Origin of the sequence: Rhizobium phaseoli, from assembly GCF_010668805.1 — a bacterium.
Taxonomy (GTDB): Bacteria; Pseudomonadota; Alphaproteobacteria; order Rhizobiales; family Rhizobiaceae; genus Rhizobium; species Rhizobium phaseoli_A.
Genome location: NZ_WUFT01000017.1, coordinates 50423 through 69447, shown reverse-complemented (window position 1 = coordinate 69447; position 19025 = coordinate 50423). Strand labels below are relative to the sequence as shown.

Below are 19025 nucleotides of genomic sequence, written 5' to 3'. Positions count from 1 at the left end.
CGGCCCGTTTCATGTTCTGCGTTTTGCTCATTCCGCTGCGAAAGGCGGCAGGCGCAGCACGTTGGTATCTTTGCCGTTGGCATTCTTGCGCTTGCTTTCCGGCTTTTCGATCGCGGTCAGCCGCTCCTCCAGCGAGTCGATCTCGCTGCGGTTCTCGAGGGTGACGCGGGTCAGATCCTCGCGCGACAGCGGCAGCTCCTCATTATCCTTCCTGCCGACCAGGCGGCCGAACATCCAGCCGAGCAGGCGGGACAGATCGTCCATGATCAGGAAGAAGGACGGCACGACAACGAGCGAGAGCACCGTCGAGACGATGATGCCGCCGATCACCGCGATCGCCATCGGTGCGCGGAACGAGCCGCCTTCGCCGACGCCGAGCGCGGAAGGCAGCATGCCGGCCGACATGGCGATCGAGGTCATGATGATCGGCCGGGCGCGTTTGCGGCCGGCTTCGACCATCGCCTCGACGCGGGCCATGCCCTGGTGGCGCATCTCGATCGCGAAATCGACGAGCAGGATGGCGTTCTTGGTGACGACACCCATCAGCATCAGGATGCCGATCATGACCGGCATCGACAGCGGGTTGCTGGTGATGATCAGTGCCGCCGCCACACCGCCGATGGCGAGCGGCAGCGAGAGCAGGATGGTGAAGGGCTGGATCACGTCCTTGAAGAGCAGGATCAGCACTGTCAGCACCAGCAGGAGGCCCATCAACATGGCGTTGACGAAGCTCTGCTGCATCTCGCTCTGCACCTTGGTGTCGCCGCTTTCGGCAAGATGCACAGTGGCCGGGATATTGGCTGATTTTACGATCTCGCGGAAGCGGGCCGAAGCCGTGTCGAGTGCTACGCCCTGCGGCAGGTCGGAGCCGATCGAAACGACGCGGTAACGGTTGTTGCGCTTGATCGAGCTTACGCCTTCCGAGTAATCGATATCGGCGACGCTTGAGAGCGGAACGGTGCCGCCGCTGGCGGTCTGGATCTTCAATGCGCGGATCGCCGAGAGATCACGGCGCATGTCAATCGCCGCCTGGACCCGGATCGGAATCTGGCGATCGTCGAGCGAGATCTTGGCAAGAGCCGCATCGACATCGCCGATTGTGGCGACACGGATCGTTTCGGAGATCTGCTGCGGCGTGATGCCGAGGCGTGCGGCCTCGTCCTTGCGCGGATAAACCTGCAGTTCCGGACGGGGCAGGGCGCCGTCGGCGCTGACATTGGCAAGCAGCGGATCGGCGCGGAGCTTGGATTCCAGGATGCCGACCGCGTTGTTCAGGTCCGTCTCGTTCTTGGAGAGGAAGTTAAAGGCGAGGTCGCGTTCGCCGCGGTCGTTGAGTTTCAGGATACGAACGTCGGGAATGTCGCGCAGCTTGGCGAAGACTTCCTTTTCGATATCCCATTGCGGACGTTCACGGCCGTGGACTTCCACCTTCGGCAGCATCGGACCGATGAGGGGGATGCGGCCGAGCCCGTCATTGACCATCTTCTTGATCAGCGATTGGTCGAGCTTATCAAGCGCGAGCGTGATGGTCGCACGGCGCAGTTCGAGATCGCCCTTCGGCGATGCGCCGCCGAGAACGAAGACGCTTTCGACGCCGTTGATATCCTTGACCCTGTCATAGATCGCATCCGTCGTCTTCTCGGTATCGTCAAGGCGTGCATTGGGCGGCAGTTCGACGGAGAGAACGATGCGCGAGGCATCTTCCGGTGGCAGAAAGCTGCCGGGCACCTGCATGAGCAGCAAAACGGAGCCGGCCAGGAAGCCGAACGCGACCAGCAGCGTTGCGTAACGCGTGTACCAGCGCCCGGTCGTGCCGCGTATCAGGCGTGTGTATCCACGCATCAGCAGGCTGTCATTGTCGTGATGATCGTCAACGCCGTCTTCGGCGCGCATGAGATAGGCGGCCATCATCGGGGTGATGAGGCGCGCCACCATCAAAGAGAAGAACACCGAGAAGGCGACGGTCAGGCCGAATTGGATGAAGTACTGGCCCGGAATGCCCGGCATGAAGGAAACCGGCACGAAGACGGCGATGATGGTGAAGGTGGTAGCGATGACGGCAAGGCCAATTTCATCAGCCGCTTCGATCGCCGCCCGATAAGGCGTCTTGCCCATCTTGATGTGGCGGGCGATGTTTTCGATTTCGACGATCGCGTCGTCGACGAGGATGCCGGTCGCCAGCGTCAACGCGAGGAAGCTGACGAGGTTCAGCGAGAAGCCCATCATGTCCATGATCCAGAAGGTCGGGATCGCAGACAGCGGGAGGGCGATCGCCGAAATCAACGTCGCACGCCAGTTCCTCAGGAACAGGAAGACGACGATGACGGCGAGCAGTGCGCCTTCGAGCAGCGTATGGATGGCGGCTTCGTAGTTGCCGTAGGTGAAATAAACCGAATCGTCGATCAGTTCGATCTTCACGTTCGGGTTTTCGGTCCGGACCTTGTCGAGGCTCTGCGCTACGGTTTCGGCGACGCTGACTTCGCTGGCGCCCTTCGAGCGGAAGACGCCGAAGGTCACAACTGGCGTGGCATCAAAACGCGAGAAGGATTTCGGCTCTTCATAGGTGTCTTTGATGACGCCGAGGTCGGACAGTTTGACGAAGCGGCCGTTCGGCAGCGCAATCGTGGTGTCCGCGAGTTCGGCGACGTTACGGGCGTCGCCCAGAACACGGATAGCCTGTTCGCTGCCGGCCACCTGGCCGCGGCCGGAGCCGAGATCGATGTTGGTGCCGCGTAGCTGCTGGTTCACGCTTGCGGCGGTGATGCCATAGGCATCGAGCTTGCCGGGGGTAAGTTCGATGCGCACTTCGCGCTCTGCGCCGCCGTAACGGTCGACGCGGCCGATGCCGGCCTGTCCCTGCAGCGATCGCTTGACGCTATCGTCGACGAACCAGGAGAGTTCTTCCAGCGACATGTCAGGCGAGGAAACGGCGAAGGTCTGGATCGCCTGGCCTTCGACATCGACCTTGGAAACGATCGGTGTTTCGGCCGTCGCCGGCAGATCGCTGCGGATGCGGTCGATCGCATCCTTGGTGTCCTGCACCGCCTGTTCCGTCGGCACTTCCATCCGGAACATCACGACGGTCTGCGAGCTGCCATCGGTCACCGTCGACTGGATTTCATCGATGCCGGTGATGGAGGCGACCGCGTCTTCGATCTCCTTCGTCACCTGCATTTCGAGCTCGGCCGGCGAAGCGCCGCTCTGCGTCACATTGATCGAAACAAGGGGAACGTCGATGTTCGGAAAGCGCGTGATCGGCAGCGCATTGAAGGACTGCATGCCGATGAAAACCAGCAGGCAGAAGGCCAGGAGCGGCGCGATGGGATTTCGAATGGACCAGGCTGAAAAATTCATCGGATGGTCTCTTTAGTTGGAAGCCGGGGGCTGTTCACGCACCGGAGTGATGTGGTCGCCGTCACGGACATAAGCGCCCGCCTTGGCCACGACCTCGTCGCCGGTCTTCAATCCATCGACGATCTCGACATAGGCACCGTCCTGGATGCCGGTCTCGACCTTGGCGAATTTCACCACGCCATCCTCCACCTTGCGGGCCGACGAGCCTTCGTTGCCGGTGAGCACGGCGGTCAGGGGAAGCGATACGCCCTCTGTCTCGCGAACAATGATCTCGGCGCTGCCATACATACCGGAACGCGCCTTGCTGTCATCGTCGATGGAGATATGGACGAGGCCGAGGCGGGTGACCGGATCAACGGTCGGCGAAACCAGGCGCACGGCGCCGGAAAGCTTCTCACGGCTGCCGGAGAGCGAAATCGCCGCCTTCTGGCCGGCCACGATCTTGACGATATCGCTTTCGGCGACCTCGGCGACAAGCTCGACATCGCCGTCGCGGATGATGGTGAACAGCGGGTCGCCGTTGCCGGCCGCAATGGCGCCGACCTTGGCGTTTTTCGCCGAGACCGTACCGGCCACCGGTGTCTTCACATCGGTGCGCGCCAGCTTCAAATCCGCATCGGCGATCTGGCTGTCGAACACCTTGAGATCGGCTTCGGCGACCTCGATCGCCTGTTCGGCGGAGACGACGCGGGCATTGGCGGCGGCGGCGGCGGCATCGGCCTGCTCGACCTGGGCGGTGGAAACCGTGCCCTTCTTGACCATTTCCTGGGCGCGGGCCTGCTGCTGCCTGGCCTGTTCGGCATTGGCCTGCGCCTCGATGAGCTGGGCGCGCAGCTGGGCAAGGCTTGCCTCACCCTTGGCTTTCGTCGCCATCATCTGGCTCTTTGCCAGGACCAGCGCGTCATCGTTGAGCGTTGCCAGGGTGCTTTCCGCCTGAACCTTGTCGCCGATATCGGCTTTCAGCGTGCGGATCGACAGGCCTTCGACCTGCGGCTGAATATAAACTTCCTCGACCGGCTTGATCGTTCCCGTGCCGATGACACGGTCGACGAGCGTCCGGTTTGTCGCTTTGGTGACGACGATCGCCGGCAGGTTCTGCTGCGGTTTTGCGACCGGCGTTTCCTGCGAAAATGCCGTGGATGCAGCGACAGCCGCAGCAAAAAGGGTAGCGGCGCCTAGAATTCCAATCGGCTTGCGTGCCATGCGTCTTCGTCCAATCTTGTAACAAGCTTAGCCGAACTCGCGCGTCTGCCACTCAGCTCGCGACCAGGCCACTGCCTTTCCTGCATTCTCAGGGGTATCCACACATCATTGCCGCCTTCGTCCCTCGCCGGCAAATCGGCTTTAAATTGGTATCGATTTGCTCGATATGCAAGCCCGGCAGAAAACAATTCCCCATGAGCGATGATAGTTACCATCGGAACCTGAATCAATCACTGCAGGGTTATGTGAACATGACGATGATTGATCCTGCACCTTCCCCTATGACGTTTGACGCCGGACAAATGCGACAGTTGCAAGGCGTTTTTTTCATCGGTGCCGAAAAAAGAAACGCGCGGAGATATCCCCGCGCGTTTCGCTTTGCATTGCTTGCCGCGATTACTTGGAAGCGGCGTCGGTGATGTCGTGCGTCCAGGCGCCCGCGGGCTCCTTGCTGATGATCTTCTGGTCGAGCAGCGCCTTTGCGGTGCGGGCATAGAGCGCCTCGTCCAGCTTGCCGGAGCTGTCGCCGACCAGCTTGGCGACTTCGCCCATCATGCGCTTCTGATGGTTCTCGTCCTGGCCGCCATTGTCCATGACGATCCCGGCGGCTTCGTCGGGGTTTTCGGTCGCATATTTCCAGCCCTTCATCGAGGCGCGGACGAACTTGACCATTTTTTCCTTGAAGGTCGGATCCTTCAACTTGTCTTCCATTGCATAGAGACCGTCTTCGAGAAGGTCGTTGCCCATCTCGGTATAATTGAAGACCGTCAGTTCTTCGGGCTTGAAGCCTGCATCGATCGCCTGCCAGTATTCATTATAGGTCATGACGGAGATGCAGTCGGCCTGTTTCTGAACCAGCGGCTGCACGTCGAAGCTTTGCTTCAGCACGGTGACGCCATTGGCGCCGCCTTCTGTGGACAGGCCGAGCTTGTTCATCCAGGCGAAGAAGGGATATTCGTTGCCGAAGAACCAGACGCCGAGCGTGTGGCCCTTGAAGTCGGCTTCGGTCTTGATCGGGCCATCCTTGCGGCAGACCATTTCCAGGCCGGCCTTCTGATAGGGCTGGGCGATGTTGACGAGCGGAACGCCCTTTTCGCGGGCAACCAGCGCGCCGCCCATCCAGTCGACGATGACATCGGCGCCGCCGCCGGCGATCACCTGCTCCGGGGCGATATCGGGACCGCCCGGCTTGATATCGACGTCGAGGCCTTCTTCCTTATAGAAGCCCTTGTCCTTGGCGACGTAATAGCCGCCGAACTGGCTCTGCGTGACCCATTTCAGCTGCAGCACCACCTTGTCGGCGGCCATCGCCTGGGCAGCGGCAAGCGTCATCGCGCTCGCCATCATTGCAACCATCAACTTTTTCATTTTCTTATCCTTACCCTCTGAAGTTATGCCCGAACCCCATTTGCGAAGCCCGTGCGCGCCTAGCCACCACGGATAGACGGATGCCAGAACGTCACCGCCCGTTCGGTCAGGGCGATGATGCCATAAAAGATCGAGCCGGCCAGCGCCGCGACGGCGATTTCCGCCCAGACCATGTCGACATTCATGCGGCCGATCTCGGTGGAGATGCGGAAGCCCATGCCGACGATCGGCGTTCCGAAGAATTCCGCAACGATGGCACCAATCAGCGCCAGCGTCGAGTTGATCTTCAGTGCGTTGAAAATGAACGGCATGGCTGCCGGAAGCTTGAGTTTCAGCAGCGTCTGCCAGTCGCTCGAGGCATAGGTGCGCATCAGATCGCGCTCCATGCTGCCGGAGGCGGCAAGGCCGGCGACGGTATTCACCAGCATCGGGAAGAAGGTCATAATGATGACAACCGCTGCCTTCGACGGCCAGTCGAAGCCGAACCACATGACCATGACAGGGGCGACGCCGATGATCGGCAGGGCCGACACCATATTGCCGATCGGCAGAAGGCCGCGGCGCAGGAAGGTGATGCGGTCGGCCAGCACCGCGACGACAAAACCGCTGAGGTTGCCGACGATGTAGCCGATCAACACCGCCTTGAAGATCGTCTGCCTGACATCCGCACCGAGGATCGGCAGGGAGGCCGTGATGCGCATGCCGATGGCACTCGGCGGCGGCAGGATGATGAAGGGGATGCCGGCGCCGCGCGTGACCGCTTCCCAAAGGATGAGGATCCAGGCGCCGAAAATCGCCGGGATCAGCAATTGGAGCGAAGATTTGCCGAAAGCGGTGACAGGCTGCAGTTTCGACAGCTCCGTGACGCACCGCCAGGCGAGCAGCCAGCAGGAAAAGAGCAGCAGAAAGAAGGCTTGTGTCGCCAGGCCCTCGTTGCCGGAAAGTGCGGAAAGCAGCATCCAGGCGGCACCATGCGCGCCGATGAACAGCACGGTGGCGCGGTAGGCCGGCGGTTGCGGCGCAAAGGACAGCAGGGCCGCCGCGACGACAATGATGAAGATAAGGCTTGCCGTGCCGTCGGTTAAGGGGTGCGCCGCGCCTTCGGCGAAAAGCGGTAAGGTGATCAGCGACACCAGGCAGAGAAGAAGGGCCACCGTGCCCTGCCAGGAGAAGGTCAGATGTCTCATGCTGGTCTCCCGCCCATGGCGCGGTCGACGATCTTCGCTGCAACCCCGACAATCGCGACCAGAATGCCGGCCAGCAACGATCCGGCGACCAGAGCCGCCCAGATATCGATGGTCTGGCTGTAATAGGAGCCGGCAAGCAGCTTGGAGCCGATGCCGGCGACCGCGCCCGTCGGCAGCTCGCCGACGATGGCGCCGACGAGGCTGGCGGCGATCGCGACCTTCATCGAGGTGAACAGGAAGGGGATCGAGGCGGGAACCCGCAACTTCCAGAAGGTTTGCATCGGGCTCGCATAATAGGTGCGCATCAGGTCGAGATGCATGATCTCAGGTGACCGCAAGCCCTTCACCATGCCAACGGCGACGGGAAAGAAGGAGAGGTAGGTGGAGATCAGTGCTTTGGAGACAAGGCGGGAAGCGTCGGAATCGAGGTTCAAGAGATGCGCAAGCGCATTGTCGCCGGTCAGCACATTGTAGGAGATGATGACGATCATCGGGGCGATAGCGAGGATCGGTATGGTCTGGCTCGCCACCAGCCAGGGCATCAGCGAGCGGTCCATGGCGCGGTTATGCACGATCAGCACCGCAAGAAGGATGCCGAGCAACATGCCGAAACCGAAGCCGAGAAGGGTGGAAGAGAGCGTCACCCAGCTGTGATAGACGAGGCTGCGGTTGCTCGAAAGGCTGCGCAGGACGGTATTCTCATAGACATTCTGCGCCACCTGATGCGGCGCCGGCAAGATCGGCTTCGGCTGCGCCAGCGTCTTGCCGATGAATTCGATGGTCGTCGGCGTGACGCCGGCGCGGCTGTCCATGTCGCGCTGAAACGGCGCGTTCATCAGGACGGCAGCGACATACCAGATGGCGACGAGAGCGAGCAGGATGGTGGTGACGGGGACGAGCTTGTTTTTGAAGGTGTCGGGTTTCACAGCGACTGCCTCCATTTTTGGGCTTCGAATGCGCGGCCACCCCTCTCTGCCCTGCCGGGCATCTCCCCCACAAGGAGGGAGATCGGCAAGAGGATGGCGCATCGGCTTCCACTGCTCTCACGCTGGATCAGGGGGCTTTCGTTGTTTGGGGAAGCCGTTTCGGCATATCGATCTCCCCCCTTGTGGGGGAGATGCCCGGTAGGGCAGAGGGGGGTAGCCCCCGAACTCAACCGCCTAAACCTCATGGCTATGCCCCGTCCTCAGCCCCTCGCGGACACGATGGGCGATCTCCAGGAATTCAGGGGTGTCGCGGATGTCGAGCGGGCGTTCGGCCGGCAGGGTGGAGTCGATCACATCGGTCACGCGGCCCGGGCGCGGCGACATCACCACGATCTTGGTCGAGAGATAGACCGCTTCGGGGATGGAGTGGGTGACGAAGCAGATTGTCTTGTTGGTGCGCGCCCAAAGTTTCAGCAGCTCTTCGTTCAAATGGTCGCGGACGATTTCATCAAGCGCGCCGAAGGGCTCGTCCATCAACAACAGGTCGGCGTCGAAGGCGAGCGCGCGGGCGATCGAGGCACGCTGCTGCATGCCGCCGGAAAGCTGCCAGGGGAATTTCTTCTCGAAGCCGGACAGGCTGACGAGATCGAGCGCTTCGGCGATGCGCCTTGCCCGGTCGGCGCCGGAATAACCCATGATCTCCAGCGGCAGGGCGATGTTGTTTTCGATGGTGCGCCAGGGATAGAGCGCCGGCGCCTGGAAGACATAGCCGTAGGCGCGGGCTTTGCGGGCTTCCTCCGGCGTCATGCCATTGATCGAGATCTCGCCCGAGGTGCTCTTTTCGAGATCGGCGATGACACGCAGGAAGGTGGTCTTGCCGCAGCCGGACGGGCCGATGAAAGAGACGAAATCGCCCTTGCGGACATCGAGATTGACATCGCTGAGGGCCCGCACCGGGCCGTCATTCGCCTGGTAGGTGAGACAGAGATCCTTGGCGGATACAACGGAGGGTGCTTGCATCAATGCGACCGTTCTTGTTTTCGCCGCGGGGACGCGGTTTGCATGTTACCATTGCCGCAGGCCCCGCCGGCGGCACATTTCATGGAGGAAGAGAATGGACGCGACATCAAAGCCCACCTGCCACATCGTTCGGCCCAACCATGCCTATGACGGCAAGCAGGGGCTCAGCTACTTCGCAGGGGTTGCGGCCGAGACGGTTGGCGCCAAAGGCATCTGCATGCACCTGCTGACGATCCCGCCCGGCGTGCGCGCCAAGGCGCATCTGCACGAGGCGCACGAGACGGCGATCTACATGCTCTCCGGCGAGGCGCACACCTGGTACGGAGACCAGCTCGAGCATCACGTCATCGTCCATGCCGGCGAACTTTTCTATATCCCGGCCGGCGTGCCGCACCTGCCGGCAAACCTCAGCAGCACGCCGTGCACGGCGATCATCGCCCGCACCGACCCGAACGAACAGGAAAGCGTCGTGCTTCTGCCGGAGCTGGATGGGGTCGTGCCAGCGTAACCTTATTTGCATAGAGGCATCGGCCCCCAGTGTATCGCCGCATCGTCCGTGAAGGTGACGGTGTAACCCTTGGGGCCGGATGTCAGCTTCGCCGTATAATCGGTGCCGTTCTCCTCGCCCTCTTCCTGGCAGGAGACTGTGGCGGTGAAGGATTTTCCTTCAGTCTTCAGCACCTTCTTGAATTCGCAATAGGAGGCCGATGTGGTAATCGCCTCCGGCGTCAGCAGGAAAAAGTCGTCGGAGCCGGTGGACTCGCCTGACTTGGCGTAGGCGCAGCCGTCCTTGTTGCCGTAGCTTCCCGTGATCGGCAGCGCATCCGCGACGGCGGCTGTCGCTATCGCGGCAAATGCCAGAGTGATGAGCGCGAGGCGGCTGCGGTTCACCATCGTCAGACGCCGCTCGCCGGGATGCCGCTGCGCGTCACCTTGCGCGGCGCGGTGATATCCTTCCACTGGGAAAGCGCCTTGCTGACCGCGGTCACCGGCTCGCGCCTGACGAATTCGCCGTGACCCTCCTGGGTCTTGATGGTGCTTTCCTCGATCGCGACGATCCCGCGCGTCAGCGTATAGCGCGGCAGGCCGGTCACTTCCTTGCCTTCGAAGACGTTGTAGTCGATCGCCGACTGCTGGGCCTTGGACGAGATGGTCTTGGAACGCTTCGGATCCCAGACCACGATGTCGGCATCGGCGCCGACGAGGATCGCGCCCTTCTTCGGATAGATGTTGAGGATCTTGGCAATGTTGGTCGAGGTGACGGCGACGAATTCGTTCATCGTCAGCCGGCCGGTGTTGACGCCGTGTGTCCAGAGCATCGGCATGCGGTCTTCGAGACCCCCGGTGCCGTTGGGGATCTTGGTGAAATCCCCAAGACCGAAACGCTTCTGCGCGGTGGTGAAGGCGCAATGGTCGGTGGCGACCACCTGCAACGAGCCGGAGGCGAGGCCTGCCCAGAGACTGTCCTGATGCTGCTTGTTGCGAAAGGGTGGGGACATGACGCGGCGGGCGGCGTGATCCCAGTCAGGATTGGAATATTCGCTCTCGTCCAGCGTCAGGTGCTGGATCAGCGGTTCGCCGTAGACGCGCATGCCCTTGGCGCGGGCGCGGCGGATCGCCTCGTGCGCCTGCTCGCAGGAGGTATGGACGATATAGACCGGGCAGCCGGCCATGTCGGCGATCATGATGGCGCGGTTGGTGGCCTCGCCCTCGACTTCAGCGGGGCGGGAATAGGCATGCGCCTCGGGGCCGTTATTGCCTTCTGCCAGCAGCTTTGCCGACATCGAGGCGACGACATCGCCGTTTTCGGCATGCACCAGCGGCAGCGCGCCGAGCTCGGCGCAGCGCTGGAACGAGGCGAACATCTCGTCGTCATCGACCATCAGCGCGCCCTTATAGGCCATGAAGTGCTTGAAGGTGTTGATGCCTTTGTCGCGGACGATGGTCTCCATCTCCTTGAAAACCTGCTCGCTCCACCAGGTGACCGCCATGTGGAAGGAATAGTCGCAATTGGCGCGGGTCGACTTGTTGTCCCACATGGTCAGCGCTTCCAGCAGCGACTGGCCGGGGGCGGGCAGGGCAAAATCGACAACCATGGTGGTGCCGCCGGAAAGGGCCGCGCGCGTGCCGCTCTCGAAATCGTCGGAAGAATAGGTGCCCATGAAGGGCATTTCGAGATGGGTGTGCGGATCGATGCCGCCTGGCATGATGTAACAGCCGGAGGCGTCGAGCGTCTCGTCGCCCGAGAGGTTCGGACCGATCTCGACGATCTTGCCACCGTCGATCTTCACATCAGCCTTGTAGGTGAGGTCGGCCGTGACGATGGTGCCGTTTTTGATGACTGTGGTCATGGCTGCTGTTCCTTCTCCCTGCGGTCTGTTGTTGTTACTGCTCAACTGCCATCGTGGGCGTACCACTTCGCAGGAGTGCTGCGCCCTTGGCGATAAGGCCGTAGATGGCCTCCTCCCTCAGCTCATCGGGCCTGTCATGCTCTTCCTCATAATACCAGTCGGGCTGGTCAACGACATCAGTGCCGCCGACTGACAATGACCAAGAACCATCGCTTTCGCGAAAGTAGAAATCCTTGCCGTCGATCAGCCCGGTTGACTGAACGGGTTGGCTGCCTTTGGGGCGTTCGATCAATATGCCGGGCATGGAAGGGCCGAGTTCGATCCGAACGACGCTCGGCCCTCGCCCGAACACATAGGAGGTTCGATGGCGCGTATATGGGTCGCGGTCATCTGAATCGGCCAGTTGAACAGCAGTAGGTTCATATCGCCAGAAGCTCGACAATTGCGGAAGCCTGATTCGCTCGCCTGCTAGGTCGATGCCAATATAGAAAATTTGCGCGGCAGGGACGTCGCCCCACGGACCTTCGTTCACCGGCGTCACATTGGCATTGGCCCATGCAAGGTCGTCTGCGGTTCGCTGGTTATAGAACTTAAAAGCGTCAGCATAATCGAGATAGGTTGCTGGCTGGTCTGGCGCCATCACACCACGATCTCCGCCGTCTCGACCACCGCATGGAACAGCACATCGGCGCCCGCCGTCGCCCATTCCTTGGAAATCTCCTCCGCCTCGTTGTGCGAAAGTCCACCCACGCACGGGCACATGACCATGGTGGCAGGCGCGACCTTGGCGGCCCAGCAGGCGTCGTGGCCGGCGCCGGAGATAAGGTTCATATGGCTGTAGCCGAGGCGTTCGGCGGCGGAGCGGACCGAGGTGACGAGCTTTTCGTCGAAGGTGATCGGCTCGAAATGGCCGATCGCCTCGATGGAACAGCCGACACCCAGCGCATCGCAAATCTTTGGTGCTTCCGCCTCGATCTTTGCGCGCATACGGTCGAGCTTGGCCTTGTCCGGCGAGCGGATGTCGACGGTGAAGACCACCTTGCCGGGCAGCACGTTGCGCGAGTTCGGGGAGAAGAACACCTGGCCGACGCCGCCGACGGCGCCTGGCTGTTCGCCCATCGCGACACCCTGAACCATTTCCAGGATGCGGGCCATGGCGAGACCGGCATTGACGCGCAGGTTCATCGGCGTCGAGCCGGTATGGGCCTCCTTGCCGGTCAGCGTGAATTCCAGCCACCACAGGCCCTGGCAATGGGTGACGACGCCGATCTGCTTTTCCTCGGCTTCGAGGATCGGTCCCTGCTCGATGTGATATTCGAAATAGGCGTGCATCTTGCGGGCGCCGACCTCTTCGTCGCCAATCCAGCCGACGCGCTTCAACTCGTCGCCGAACAGGTTGCCCTCGGGATCCTTGCGATTATAGGCAAAGTCCAGGCTGTGCACGCCGGCGAAGACGCCTGAGGCCAGCATGGCAGGGGCAAAACGCGCGCCTTCTTCGTTGGTCCAGTTGGTCACGACAACAGGATGTTTGGTCTTGATGCCGAGATCGTTCATGGTGCGCACGACTTCGAGCCCCGCGAGCACGCCGAGCACGCCGTCATATTTGCCGCCGGTCGGCTGGGTGTCGAGATGCGAACCGACATAGACGGGCAGGGCATCGGGATCGGTGCCGGGCCGCGTCGCGAACATCGTGCCCATGCGGTCGACGCCCACGGTCAGGCCGGCCTCGTCGCACCATGTCTTAAAGAGGCTGCGGCCTTCAGCATCGGCATCCGTCAGCGTCTGACGATTGTTGCCGCCTGCAATGCCGGGGCCGATCTTCGCCATGTCCATAAGACTGTCCCAGAGACGGTCGCCATTGACGCGCATGTTCTCGCCTGGTGCTGCCACCATTCTTCAAGCCCTCACCTGTTTGCGGCAGCCATGCGAAGTGGCATGCCCGCCCGTTCCCGTGGTCCTTTCCTGCGCCCCCTTATTGGTTTTGTCGAGCGCCGGAAAATCGCCAGTTGCCTTTGTTTTTCATCTGGCGGATAATTTGACCGATTGGTAAACATTACAACTTCCACCGCCGGGCTCAAGACGAAAATCACGAAAATTGCCGATAAAAATACGGGCAGTTGCTCAAGAATGCGGCAGGGTCGTCCTCCAGCTTAAACTTGAGCGAAGAAGTTGAATTTCAAGGGGAAACCACAGCCTGTGACCATACCGAGAGCAGCGAAAACCCTGAGACGAACGCGAATCCAGGAGGAGAAGGAAGAGCAGATCCTGGAGGCGGCGCTCGACGTGTTTTCGGCAAGCGGCTTCCGCGGCTCGACCATCGACCAGATCGCCGAAGTGGCCGGGATGTCGAAACCCAACCTGCTCTATTATTTCCGCACCAAGGAAGCGATGCATCGGGCGCTGATCGATCGGGTGCTCTACACTTGGCTGGAGCCGTTGCGCGCCTTCGATGCCGAGGGCAATCCGGAGGAGGAGATCCGCAGCTATATTAGACGCAAGCTGGAGATGGCCCGCGATTTTCCGCGTGAAAGCCGGCTCTTCGCCAATGAGGTGCTGCAGGGGGCGCCGCATATCGAAGATGAGTTGAAGGGGCCGCTGAAGGAACTGGTCGACGAGAAGGCAGAGGTGATCCGCGCCTGGGCGAAATCAGGCAAGATCGCCAAATGCGATCCTTACCACCTGATCTTTTCCATCTGGTCGACGACGCAGCACTACGCGGATTTCGACGTCCAGGTCCGTGCGGTGCTCGGGCAGGAACATTCCGGCGAGGGACGCTTCGAGGATGCGGCGCGGTTTCTGGAACAGCTCTTTATCGGCGGGCTGCGACCGGATCGCTCCGAAGCCTGAGGTTTATTGCCTTTTGTGCAGCGGCACCCGGACCAAGGTGTCCGTCACGCCTTCCATCGTATAGGGCTTCTGCAACACGGGCGCGCCAGAATGGCTGTTCGCCTGGGCGATGCCTTCCCCGTAGCCTGTGGCAAAAACGAAGGGCACGCCGTCTGCTGCCAGTCGGTCGGCAATGCCGAAACTCGTCTCGTCGCCAAGATTGACATCGAGAAGCGCCAGATCAAACGACTGGCCGGCGAGGATTTCCATCGCCTCGGCGACACTTGGCGCCGTTGCCACATCAGCGCCCAGTCGGCGCAGGATGTCTTCCCCATCCATGGCGATGATTAGATTGTTTTCCACCAGCAGCACCTTCAGGCCGGAGAGCGGCTGATGATCGTCGGGGATTGTCTTACGGTCGGCCGCGCCATCCGGCGCCGAATCCAACCGTTCGCTCGTCGCTTTGACGACATATCGTGCCGGAATACAGAAATCCGCTTCGACTCCATCCTTGACGTAGCGGACCTCGGCCTTGCCGCTGAGGTCATAGGGAATCGAACGGCGGATGATCGTTGAACCGAAGCCATGGCGTTTGGGTTCGACAACGGGCGGACCATCCTTTTCGCGCCAGGCGATGCGCAGATTGCCTTCGTCGTCGCAGTGCCAGCCGAGTTGCACCGTGCCGCTGCCGGCACCGGAAAGGCTGCCATATTTGGCGCTGTTGGTCATCAACTCGTGGAAAACTAGGGCGGCGGTGGAAAAGGCCTGCGGTTCCAAGAGCACGTCCTCGCCGCTCATCTGGATGCGTTGCGCATTTTTCCCGAGATAGGCCGCGGTCTCCGCCAGCAGCAATTGGCGCAGCGAAGCGGGCGCCCAATGATCGCGGGTGATCTGGTCATGGGCACGCGCGAGCGACTGGACGCGGCCCTCGATCTGGCGAATGTAGTCGTCAACGCTGACCGAGGTCCCCTGCGATTGCCGGATGATCCCGGTGATCAGGCTCAATATGTTGCGGACGCGGTGGTTCAGCTCGGCGATCAGCAGTTCCTGGCGCTCGTTTGCAGTCTGGCGCGCCATGCTGGCCTCGTCGGTGAGGCGCAGCACCACCTCGATCAACGTGACGCGGATCGTATCGGCGACACGGCGCTCGGCCGCGGTAAAGGGGAGCGAGCGACCGCGCACCAGTTCAGACCATGCCTCGAAACTCTTGCGCGGCGTCAGCCGCGGACCGTTTGGACCATATTCCACCGGCTTGTGCGGGTCGCCAGCCCAGCGGACGGTGCGCACCTGCTCCTGGCGGAAAAGCACGACATAGTCGCGCGGCGAACGCGAGATCGGGATGGCGAGCATGCCGGCCACCGCATCGTCGAGCTTGAGATCGGGATAGGTCTCGGCGAGCCCGCCCACGGCATAGATGCGGCCGGCGGTATTTCGGTTGAGGTGACGGACGAGGGCTGCGAAACTCTTCTCATCCGGCCCGATGCCAGCCAGTGCCAGCCGGCCGTTGATCCAGACGCCGATGCCATCGGCGGGAATGGCGTCGGCGAGCGCCTCGATCAGCCAAGCGGGATCATCGAGCAGGCTGGCATTGTCTGCGACGGAGGTGAGAAGCCGGTCGGCGATGCGGCGCGCCTTGGTCTCGTAGTCAAGAGCGAGGCGCCGTTCGCGGCTCTCAAGGCGCGAAGCAAACATCTGGCCGAAAAGTTCGGCGGTGGATCGGCTTTGCGCCGAGGGAAGACGCGGGCCGTAGTGATGGCAGGCAAACAGGCCCCAGAGCTTGCCGTCGACGACGATCGATATGGAGAGCGACGCGCCGACGCCCATGTTTTTCAGATATTCGATATGGATCGGCGAGACCGAACGCAGAACCGACATGGAGAGATCGAGCGGCTGTCCGTGCTCGTCGAGTTCAGGGAGGATCGGCACCGGGACGGCGTCGACATCGGCAATCAAGCGGAACAGGTTACGAAGATAAAGCGCGCGCGCCTGCACCGGAATATCGGAAGCCGGATAGTGCAGCCCGAGGAACGAACCGATGCCGGCCCGAGCAGCTTCCGCCACCACCTCGCCCGAGCCGCCTTCGTCGAAGCGATACACCATGACCCGATCGAACCCGGTCAAAGCGCGTGCCTGCCTTGCTCCCTCGCGAAAGAAAGCCTCCATCGTTTCCGTGTGATCGAGGCGGGACATCATGCTGCGCATGGAGAGCGAAGGGGAGTCGTGCCTGTCTTCCTGGCAGCGCTCGCCTTCGATGATCACCTGACCTTCGTTCAGGTGCACTGCAAGGTCGAACCGGTTTTGATCGGGCATCAGCGCGAGGCCGAAAATGCGCTCGACGACATCGGAACCGCGCAGCGTGGTCAGCTTGTTGCGGATCGTGTGGAGTGCCTCAGGCGTGATCAGCGAGGTGACAGGGCGGCCAAGCGCGTCGGCTTGTGCAATTCCGAGGAACTCCGTCAGATTTGCGGAGGCGCGCGTGACCATCCAGTCCGACGATATCGCCAGCAGAAAGCCGAAGGGCTGAACCGATCCAAGCTGGTGGATGGGTTCACGGTCGCAATTGGTGAGATCGACGGGTTCGAACGTGCCGCTCATGGGACGGCTTCCAGTTCGAGTTGCCCGGCTTTGAGGAAGAGGTCGAAGATGCTGCGGGCCGCGGAAATGGCCGCGGCCGGATCGTCCAGATCGCTGGCATCGAGACGATCCATGAAGCTCCTCATGGCGCCCTTCGGGCCTTGAAGGCTGAGGTAGCTGCTTGGCAGGTGATCGGGCACGGACTTGGCAAGCAGGGCGCCGCCGAGTTTGGAGCCTTCAAGCACGTAGAGGGCGCCCCAGAGCGCTGCCTCGCAGGGCAATGCCGGTGGCAGAAGAGGCTGGGGCAACGAATCGCCAAGCTCCCGGATATCGGCGAGCAGTAGTTGCGTGCGCCGTCGTTCCGGCCAGTCGGGCAGCATGCTGGCAATTCCCGCATCCTCGAGGGCGTCTTCGGCCGCCGGCACGATCCGGGCATGGGCGCGCAGGAATGTTCTATACTGCTGTCTATTGGAGAGATCGAACGTGCCGAAAAGCTTGTCGACCTCGGCGTGGCAATCTGCTGTTTGTGCGCGGAGCACGCTGCGAAGTGACATGCGGACCGTGTTCTAAGTAAATGGCATTGGATGCCGTTCATGCGGGATGGCAAATTAGCGATATATTGCAGCATCCCGGTATTTCCAGGGAAACCCATAGGAAAACATGGGCTTCCCTTCTTTTTACGTCTCTTCGCATGAGGGGCGATGGCGCCCTGCTATTCGGCGGCAACAGCTGCGCTTTTGAAGGCGAAACCCTCGTCGGCCCAGCCGGTCATACCGCCGATCATCAGCTTGGAATGGAGGCCGAGCTTGGCCAGACGGAAGACGGCCTTATCGGCGCCGTTGCAGTGCGGACCGGCGCAATAGACGACGAACAGAGTATCCTTCGGCCATTCCGACATGCGGTGCGCCGTCATCTTGCCATGCGGCAGGTTGATGGCGCCCGGTACATGGGACTGCGCAAACAGTGCCGGCGAGCGCACGTCGAGGAGGATGAAATCGACCTTGGCGCCGGCAAAGGCGGCCTGGACATCCGAGCAATCGGTTTCGAAGGCGAGCTTGCCGGCATAATGGGCGGCGGCAGTATCGGGGGCTGCGGCAGGCAATTCGGCGACGGGGCTTGGCATCGTTTTTCCTTTCATAGTGCAATTGTCGCCTGGTATCGGCGATGTTAGAACGTTGCGAAACTGGCCATCATGACCGACAGCGTAAAGATCATGCCAAACGCATTACTGCAGCAGACCAAAGGACCGTTGGTCGCAGCTCTTGCCTATGATGAGCTCTGCACCTTCGAATTCGGGATCGCCTACGAAGTCTTCGGCCTGCCACGCCCGGAGATGGGCGAAGACTGGTATCGCTTCTCGGTCTGCGGCATCGAACCCGGGCCGCTTCGCGCCGCCGGAGGGCTGACGGTCGCGGTCGACAGGGGGCTGGAGGTGCTTGACGAGGCGGATCTGATCGTCGCGCCCGGCTGGCGGGCGATCGACGCGCCGGTGCCGGAGCCGCTCGCCGCAGCGCTCAGGGCAGCGCATCAACGCGGCGCGCGCATCATGTCCCTCTGCTCCGGCGTTGCGGTTCTTGCCGGATCGGGATTGCTTGCCAATCGCAGGGCGACGACACATTGGCGCTATGTCGCCTCGATCGCGGCGCGTTATCCAGACATCGCACTCGATGCCGGCGTTCTCTACATCGACGAGGGCAGCCTGCTGACGGCGGCGGGCAGTGCCGCCGGCATTGATCTCTGCCTGCATGTGGTGCGCGGCGATTTCGGTTCGGCAGCCGCAAACAGCGTCGCCCGCCGCCTCGTCGTGCCGCCGCACCGCGAAGGCGGGCAGGCGCAGTTTATCCACGCGCCGGTTCCGGAGGAACGCGAGGGCGTTCGCCTGAGCCCGCTGATAGAATGGATGCGCGGAAGCCTTTCTGAGGAGCAGCCGATCAGGCTGCTTGCCAAAAGAGCGGGCATGAGCATGCGCACCTTCCAGCGCCGCTTCGAAGCGACAACGGGTCTCAGTGTCGGCGAATGGCTGCTTAAGGAGCGGATACGGCATGCCCGCGATCTTCTCGAGAAGGAGCTTGCGGTGTCGCTCGACGACATCGCCGTCGCCAGCGGTTTCGGCACGCTGGCGACCATGCGGCATCATTTTCGCAGGCGGCTGGGCACGAGCCCGCACGCCTATCGGAAGTCATTTGGCGGATAGACGGGGCTGACGCTGCGAACGT

Annotated in this window: 17 protein-coding genes; 4 read left to right on the top strand and 13 right to left on the bottom strand. The window is 61.8% G+C overall.

Going from position 1 to position 19025, the window contains the following annotated elements:
- Positions 1–27 precede the first annotated feature (27 nt).
- Entirely contained in the window at positions 28–3354 is a 3327-nt protein-coding gene (locus tag GR197_RS23890) for an efflux RND transporter permease subunit (protein WP_164014025.1), read from the bottom strand.
- A gap of 12 nt (positions 3355–3366) precedes the next feature.
- Positions 3367–4557 (bottom strand): efflux RND transporter periplasmic adaptor subunit, encoded by a 1191-nt coding sequence (locus GR197_RS23885; RefSeq protein WP_164014022.1) that lies wholly within the window; start codon positions 4555–4557, stop codon positions 3367–3369.
- A gap of 194 nt (positions 4558–4751) precedes the next feature.
- On the opposite strand from GR197_RS23885, the gene GR197_RS23880 reads away from it, so the two are divergent.
- Positions 4752–4976, top strand: a complete 225-nt coding sequence (locus tag GR197_RS23880) for a hypothetical protein (protein ID WP_164014020.1) — start codon at positions 4752–4754, stop codon at positions 4974–4976.
- Here the strand turns inward: GR197_RS23880 and GR197_RS23875 are convergent.
- From GR197_RS23875 to GR197_RS23860, 4 genes are all read right to left on the bottom strand, one after another.
- A complete protein-coding gene (locus GR197_RS23875; RefSeq protein ID WP_164014018.1) occupies positions 4954–5925 on the bottom strand; it encodes an ABC transporter substrate-binding protein in 972 nt (323 codons plus the stop codon). The genes GR197_RS23880 and GR197_RS23875 overlap by 23 nt on opposite strands.
- 59 nt (positions 5926–5984) lie before the next feature.
- Positions 5985–7112 (bottom strand): ABC transporter permease, encoded by a 1128-nt coding sequence (locus tag GR197_RS23870; RefSeq protein WP_164014016.1) that lies wholly within the window; start codon positions 7110–7112, stop codon positions 5985–5987.
- Positions 7109–8038, bottom strand: a complete 930-nt coding sequence (locus tag GR197_RS23865) for an ABC transporter permease subunit (protein WP_164014142.1) — start codon at positions 8036–8038, stop codon at positions 7109–7111. The genes GR197_RS23870 and GR197_RS23865 overlap by 4 nt, the downstream gene beginning before the upstream one ends.
- Positions 8039–8272: 234 nt before the next feature.
- A complete protein-coding gene (locus tag GR197_RS23860) occupies positions 8273–9058 on the bottom strand; it encodes an ABC transporter ATP-binding protein (RefSeq protein WP_164014014.1) in 786 nt (261 codons plus the stop codon).
- 94 nt (positions 9059–9152) lie between these two features.
- Here GR197_RS23860 and GR197_RS23855 point away from each other — a divergent pair, with 94 nt between their 5' ends.
- Entirely contained in the window at positions 9153–9566 is a 414-nt protein-coding gene (locus tag GR197_RS23855) for a cupin domain-containing protein (protein ID WP_164014012.1), read from the top strand.
- 2 nt (positions 9567–9568) lie between these two features.
- Here GR197_RS23855 and GR197_RS23850 read toward each other — a convergent pair whose 3' ends face one another.
- From GR197_RS23850 to GR197_RS23835, 4 genes are read right to left on the bottom strand one after another with little or no spacing between them, the layout of a single operon-like run.
- A complete protein-coding gene (locus tag GR197_RS23850; protein WP_164014010.1) occupies positions 9569–9952 on the bottom strand; it encodes a hypothetical protein in 384 nt (127 codons plus the stop codon).
- Positions 9953–9954: 2 nt separating this feature from the next.
- Entirely contained in the window at positions 9955–11409 is a 1455-nt protein-coding gene (hydA, locus tag GR197_RS23845) for a dihydropyrimidinase (RefSeq protein ID WP_164014008.1), read from the bottom strand.
- 34 nt (positions 11410–11443) lie between these two features.
- Positions 11444–12049, bottom strand: coding sequence for a hypothetical protein (locus GR197_RS23840; protein WP_164014006.1), 606 nt, complete (start codon positions 12047–12049; stop codon positions 11444–11446).
- Positions 12049–13302, bottom strand: a complete 1254-nt coding sequence (locus GR197_RS23835; protein WP_164014004.1) for a Zn-dependent hydrolase — start codon at positions 13300–13302, stop codon at positions 12049–12051. The genes GR197_RS23840 and GR197_RS23835 overlap by 1 nt, the downstream gene beginning before the upstream one ends.
- A 276-nt stretch (positions 13303–13578) precedes the next feature.
- On the opposite strand from GR197_RS23835, the gene GR197_RS23830 reads away from it, so the two are divergent.
- Positions 13579–14256 (top strand): TetR family transcriptional regulator C-terminal domain-containing protein, encoded by a 678-nt coding sequence (locus GR197_RS23830; RefSeq protein WP_164014002.1) that lies wholly within the window; start codon positions 13579–13581, stop codon positions 14254–14256.
- Positions 14257–14259: 3 nt separating this feature from the next.
- On the opposite strand, the gene GR197_RS23825 is transcribed toward GR197_RS23830, so the two are convergent.
- The 3 genes from GR197_RS23825 to GR197_RS23815 all read right to left on the bottom strand — a co-directional run bounded on the left by GR197_RS23825 (position 14260) and on the right by GR197_RS23815 (position 17932).
- Positions 14260–16830, bottom strand: a complete 2571-nt coding sequence (locus GR197_RS23825) for an HWE histidine kinase domain-containing protein (protein ID WP_164014000.1) — start codon at positions 16828–16830, stop codon at positions 14260–14262.
- The gene (locus GR197_RS23820; RefSeq protein WP_164013998.1) at positions 16827–17363 is read right to left on the bottom strand and encodes a biliverdin-producing heme oxygenase; all 537 of its coding nucleotides are present in this window, start codon (positions 17361–17363) and stop codon (positions 16827–16829) included. Before GR197_RS23820 ends, GR197_RS23825 begins: the two co-directional genes overlap by 4 nt.
- Positions 17364–17521: 158 nt before the next feature.
- Positions 17522–17932, bottom strand: coding sequence for a rhodanese-like domain-containing protein (locus GR197_RS23815; protein ID WP_164013996.1), 411 nt, complete (start codon positions 17930–17932; stop codon positions 17522–17524).
- Positions 17933–18001: 69 nt separating this feature from the next.
- Between GR197_RS23815 and ftrA the strand changes: the two genes are divergently transcribed.
- Positions 18002–19003 (top strand): transcriptional regulator FtrA, encoded by a 1002-nt coding sequence (gene ftrA / locus GR197_RS23810; protein ID WP_164013994.1) that lies wholly within the window; start codon positions 18002–18004, stop codon positions 19001–19003.
- Positions 19004–19025 lie beyond the last annotated feature (22 nt).

Excerpts from the sequence above, each read along its gene's own strand:
- GR197_RS23890 (WP_164014025.1), bottom strand. The coding sequence starts at position 3,354 with ATGAATTTTTCAGCCTGGTCCATTCGAAATCCCATCGCGCCGCTCCTG.
- GR197_RS23885 (WP_164014022.1), bottom strand. The coding sequence starts at position 4,557 with ATGGCACGCAAGCCGATTGGAATTCTAGGCGCCGCTACCCTTTTTGCT.
- GR197_RS23880 (WP_164014020.1), top strand. The coding sequence starts at position 4,752 with ATGAGCGATGATAGTTACCATCGGAACCTGAATCAATCACTGCAGGGT.
- GR197_RS23875 (WP_164014018.1), bottom strand. The coding sequence starts at position 5,925 with ATGAAAAAGTTGATGGTTGCAATGATGGCGAGCGCGATGACGCTTGCC.
- GR197_RS23870 (WP_164014016.1), bottom strand. The coding sequence starts at position 7,112 with ATGAGACATCTGACCTTCTCCTGGCAGGGCACGGTGGCCCTTCTTCTC.
- GR197_RS23860 (WP_164014014.1), bottom strand. The coding sequence starts at position 9,058 with ATGCAAGCACCCTCCGTTGTATCCGCCAAGGATCTCTGTCTCACCTAC.
- GR197_RS23855 (WP_164014012.1), top strand. The coding sequence starts at position 9,153 with ATGGACGCGACATCAAAGCCCACCTGCCACATCGTTCGGCCCAACCAT.
- GR197_RS23850 (WP_164014010.1), bottom strand. The coding sequence starts at position 9,952 with ATGGTGAACCGCAGCCGCCTCGCGCTCATCACTCTGGCATTTGCCGCG.
- hydA (WP_164014008.1), bottom strand. The coding sequence starts at position 11,409 with ATGACCACAGTCATCAAAAACGGCACCATCGTCACGGCCGACCTCACC.
- GR197_RS23840 (WP_164014006.1), bottom strand. The coding sequence starts at position 12,049 with ATGGCGCCAGACCAGCCAGCAACCTATCTCGATTATGCTGACGCTTTT.
- GR197_RS23835 (WP_164014004.1), bottom strand. The coding sequence starts at position 13,302 with ATGGTGGCAGCACCAGGCGAGAACATGCGCGTCAATGGCGACCGTCTC.
- GR197_RS23825 (WP_164014000.1), bottom strand. The coding sequence starts at position 16,830 with ATGAGCGGCACGTTCGAACCCGTCGATCTCACCAATTGCGACCGTGAA.
- GR197_RS23820 (WP_164013998.1), bottom strand. The coding sequence starts at position 17,363 with ATGTCACTTCGCAGCGTGCTCCGCGCACAAACAGCAGATTGCCACGCC.
- GR197_RS23815 (WP_164013996.1), bottom strand. The coding sequence starts at position 17,932 with ATGCCAAGCCCCGTCGCCGAATTGCCTGCCGCAGCCCCCGATACTGCC.
- ftrA (WP_164013994.1), top strand. The coding sequence starts at position 18,002 with ATGACCGACAGCGTAAAGATCATGCCAAACGCATTACTGCAGCAGACC.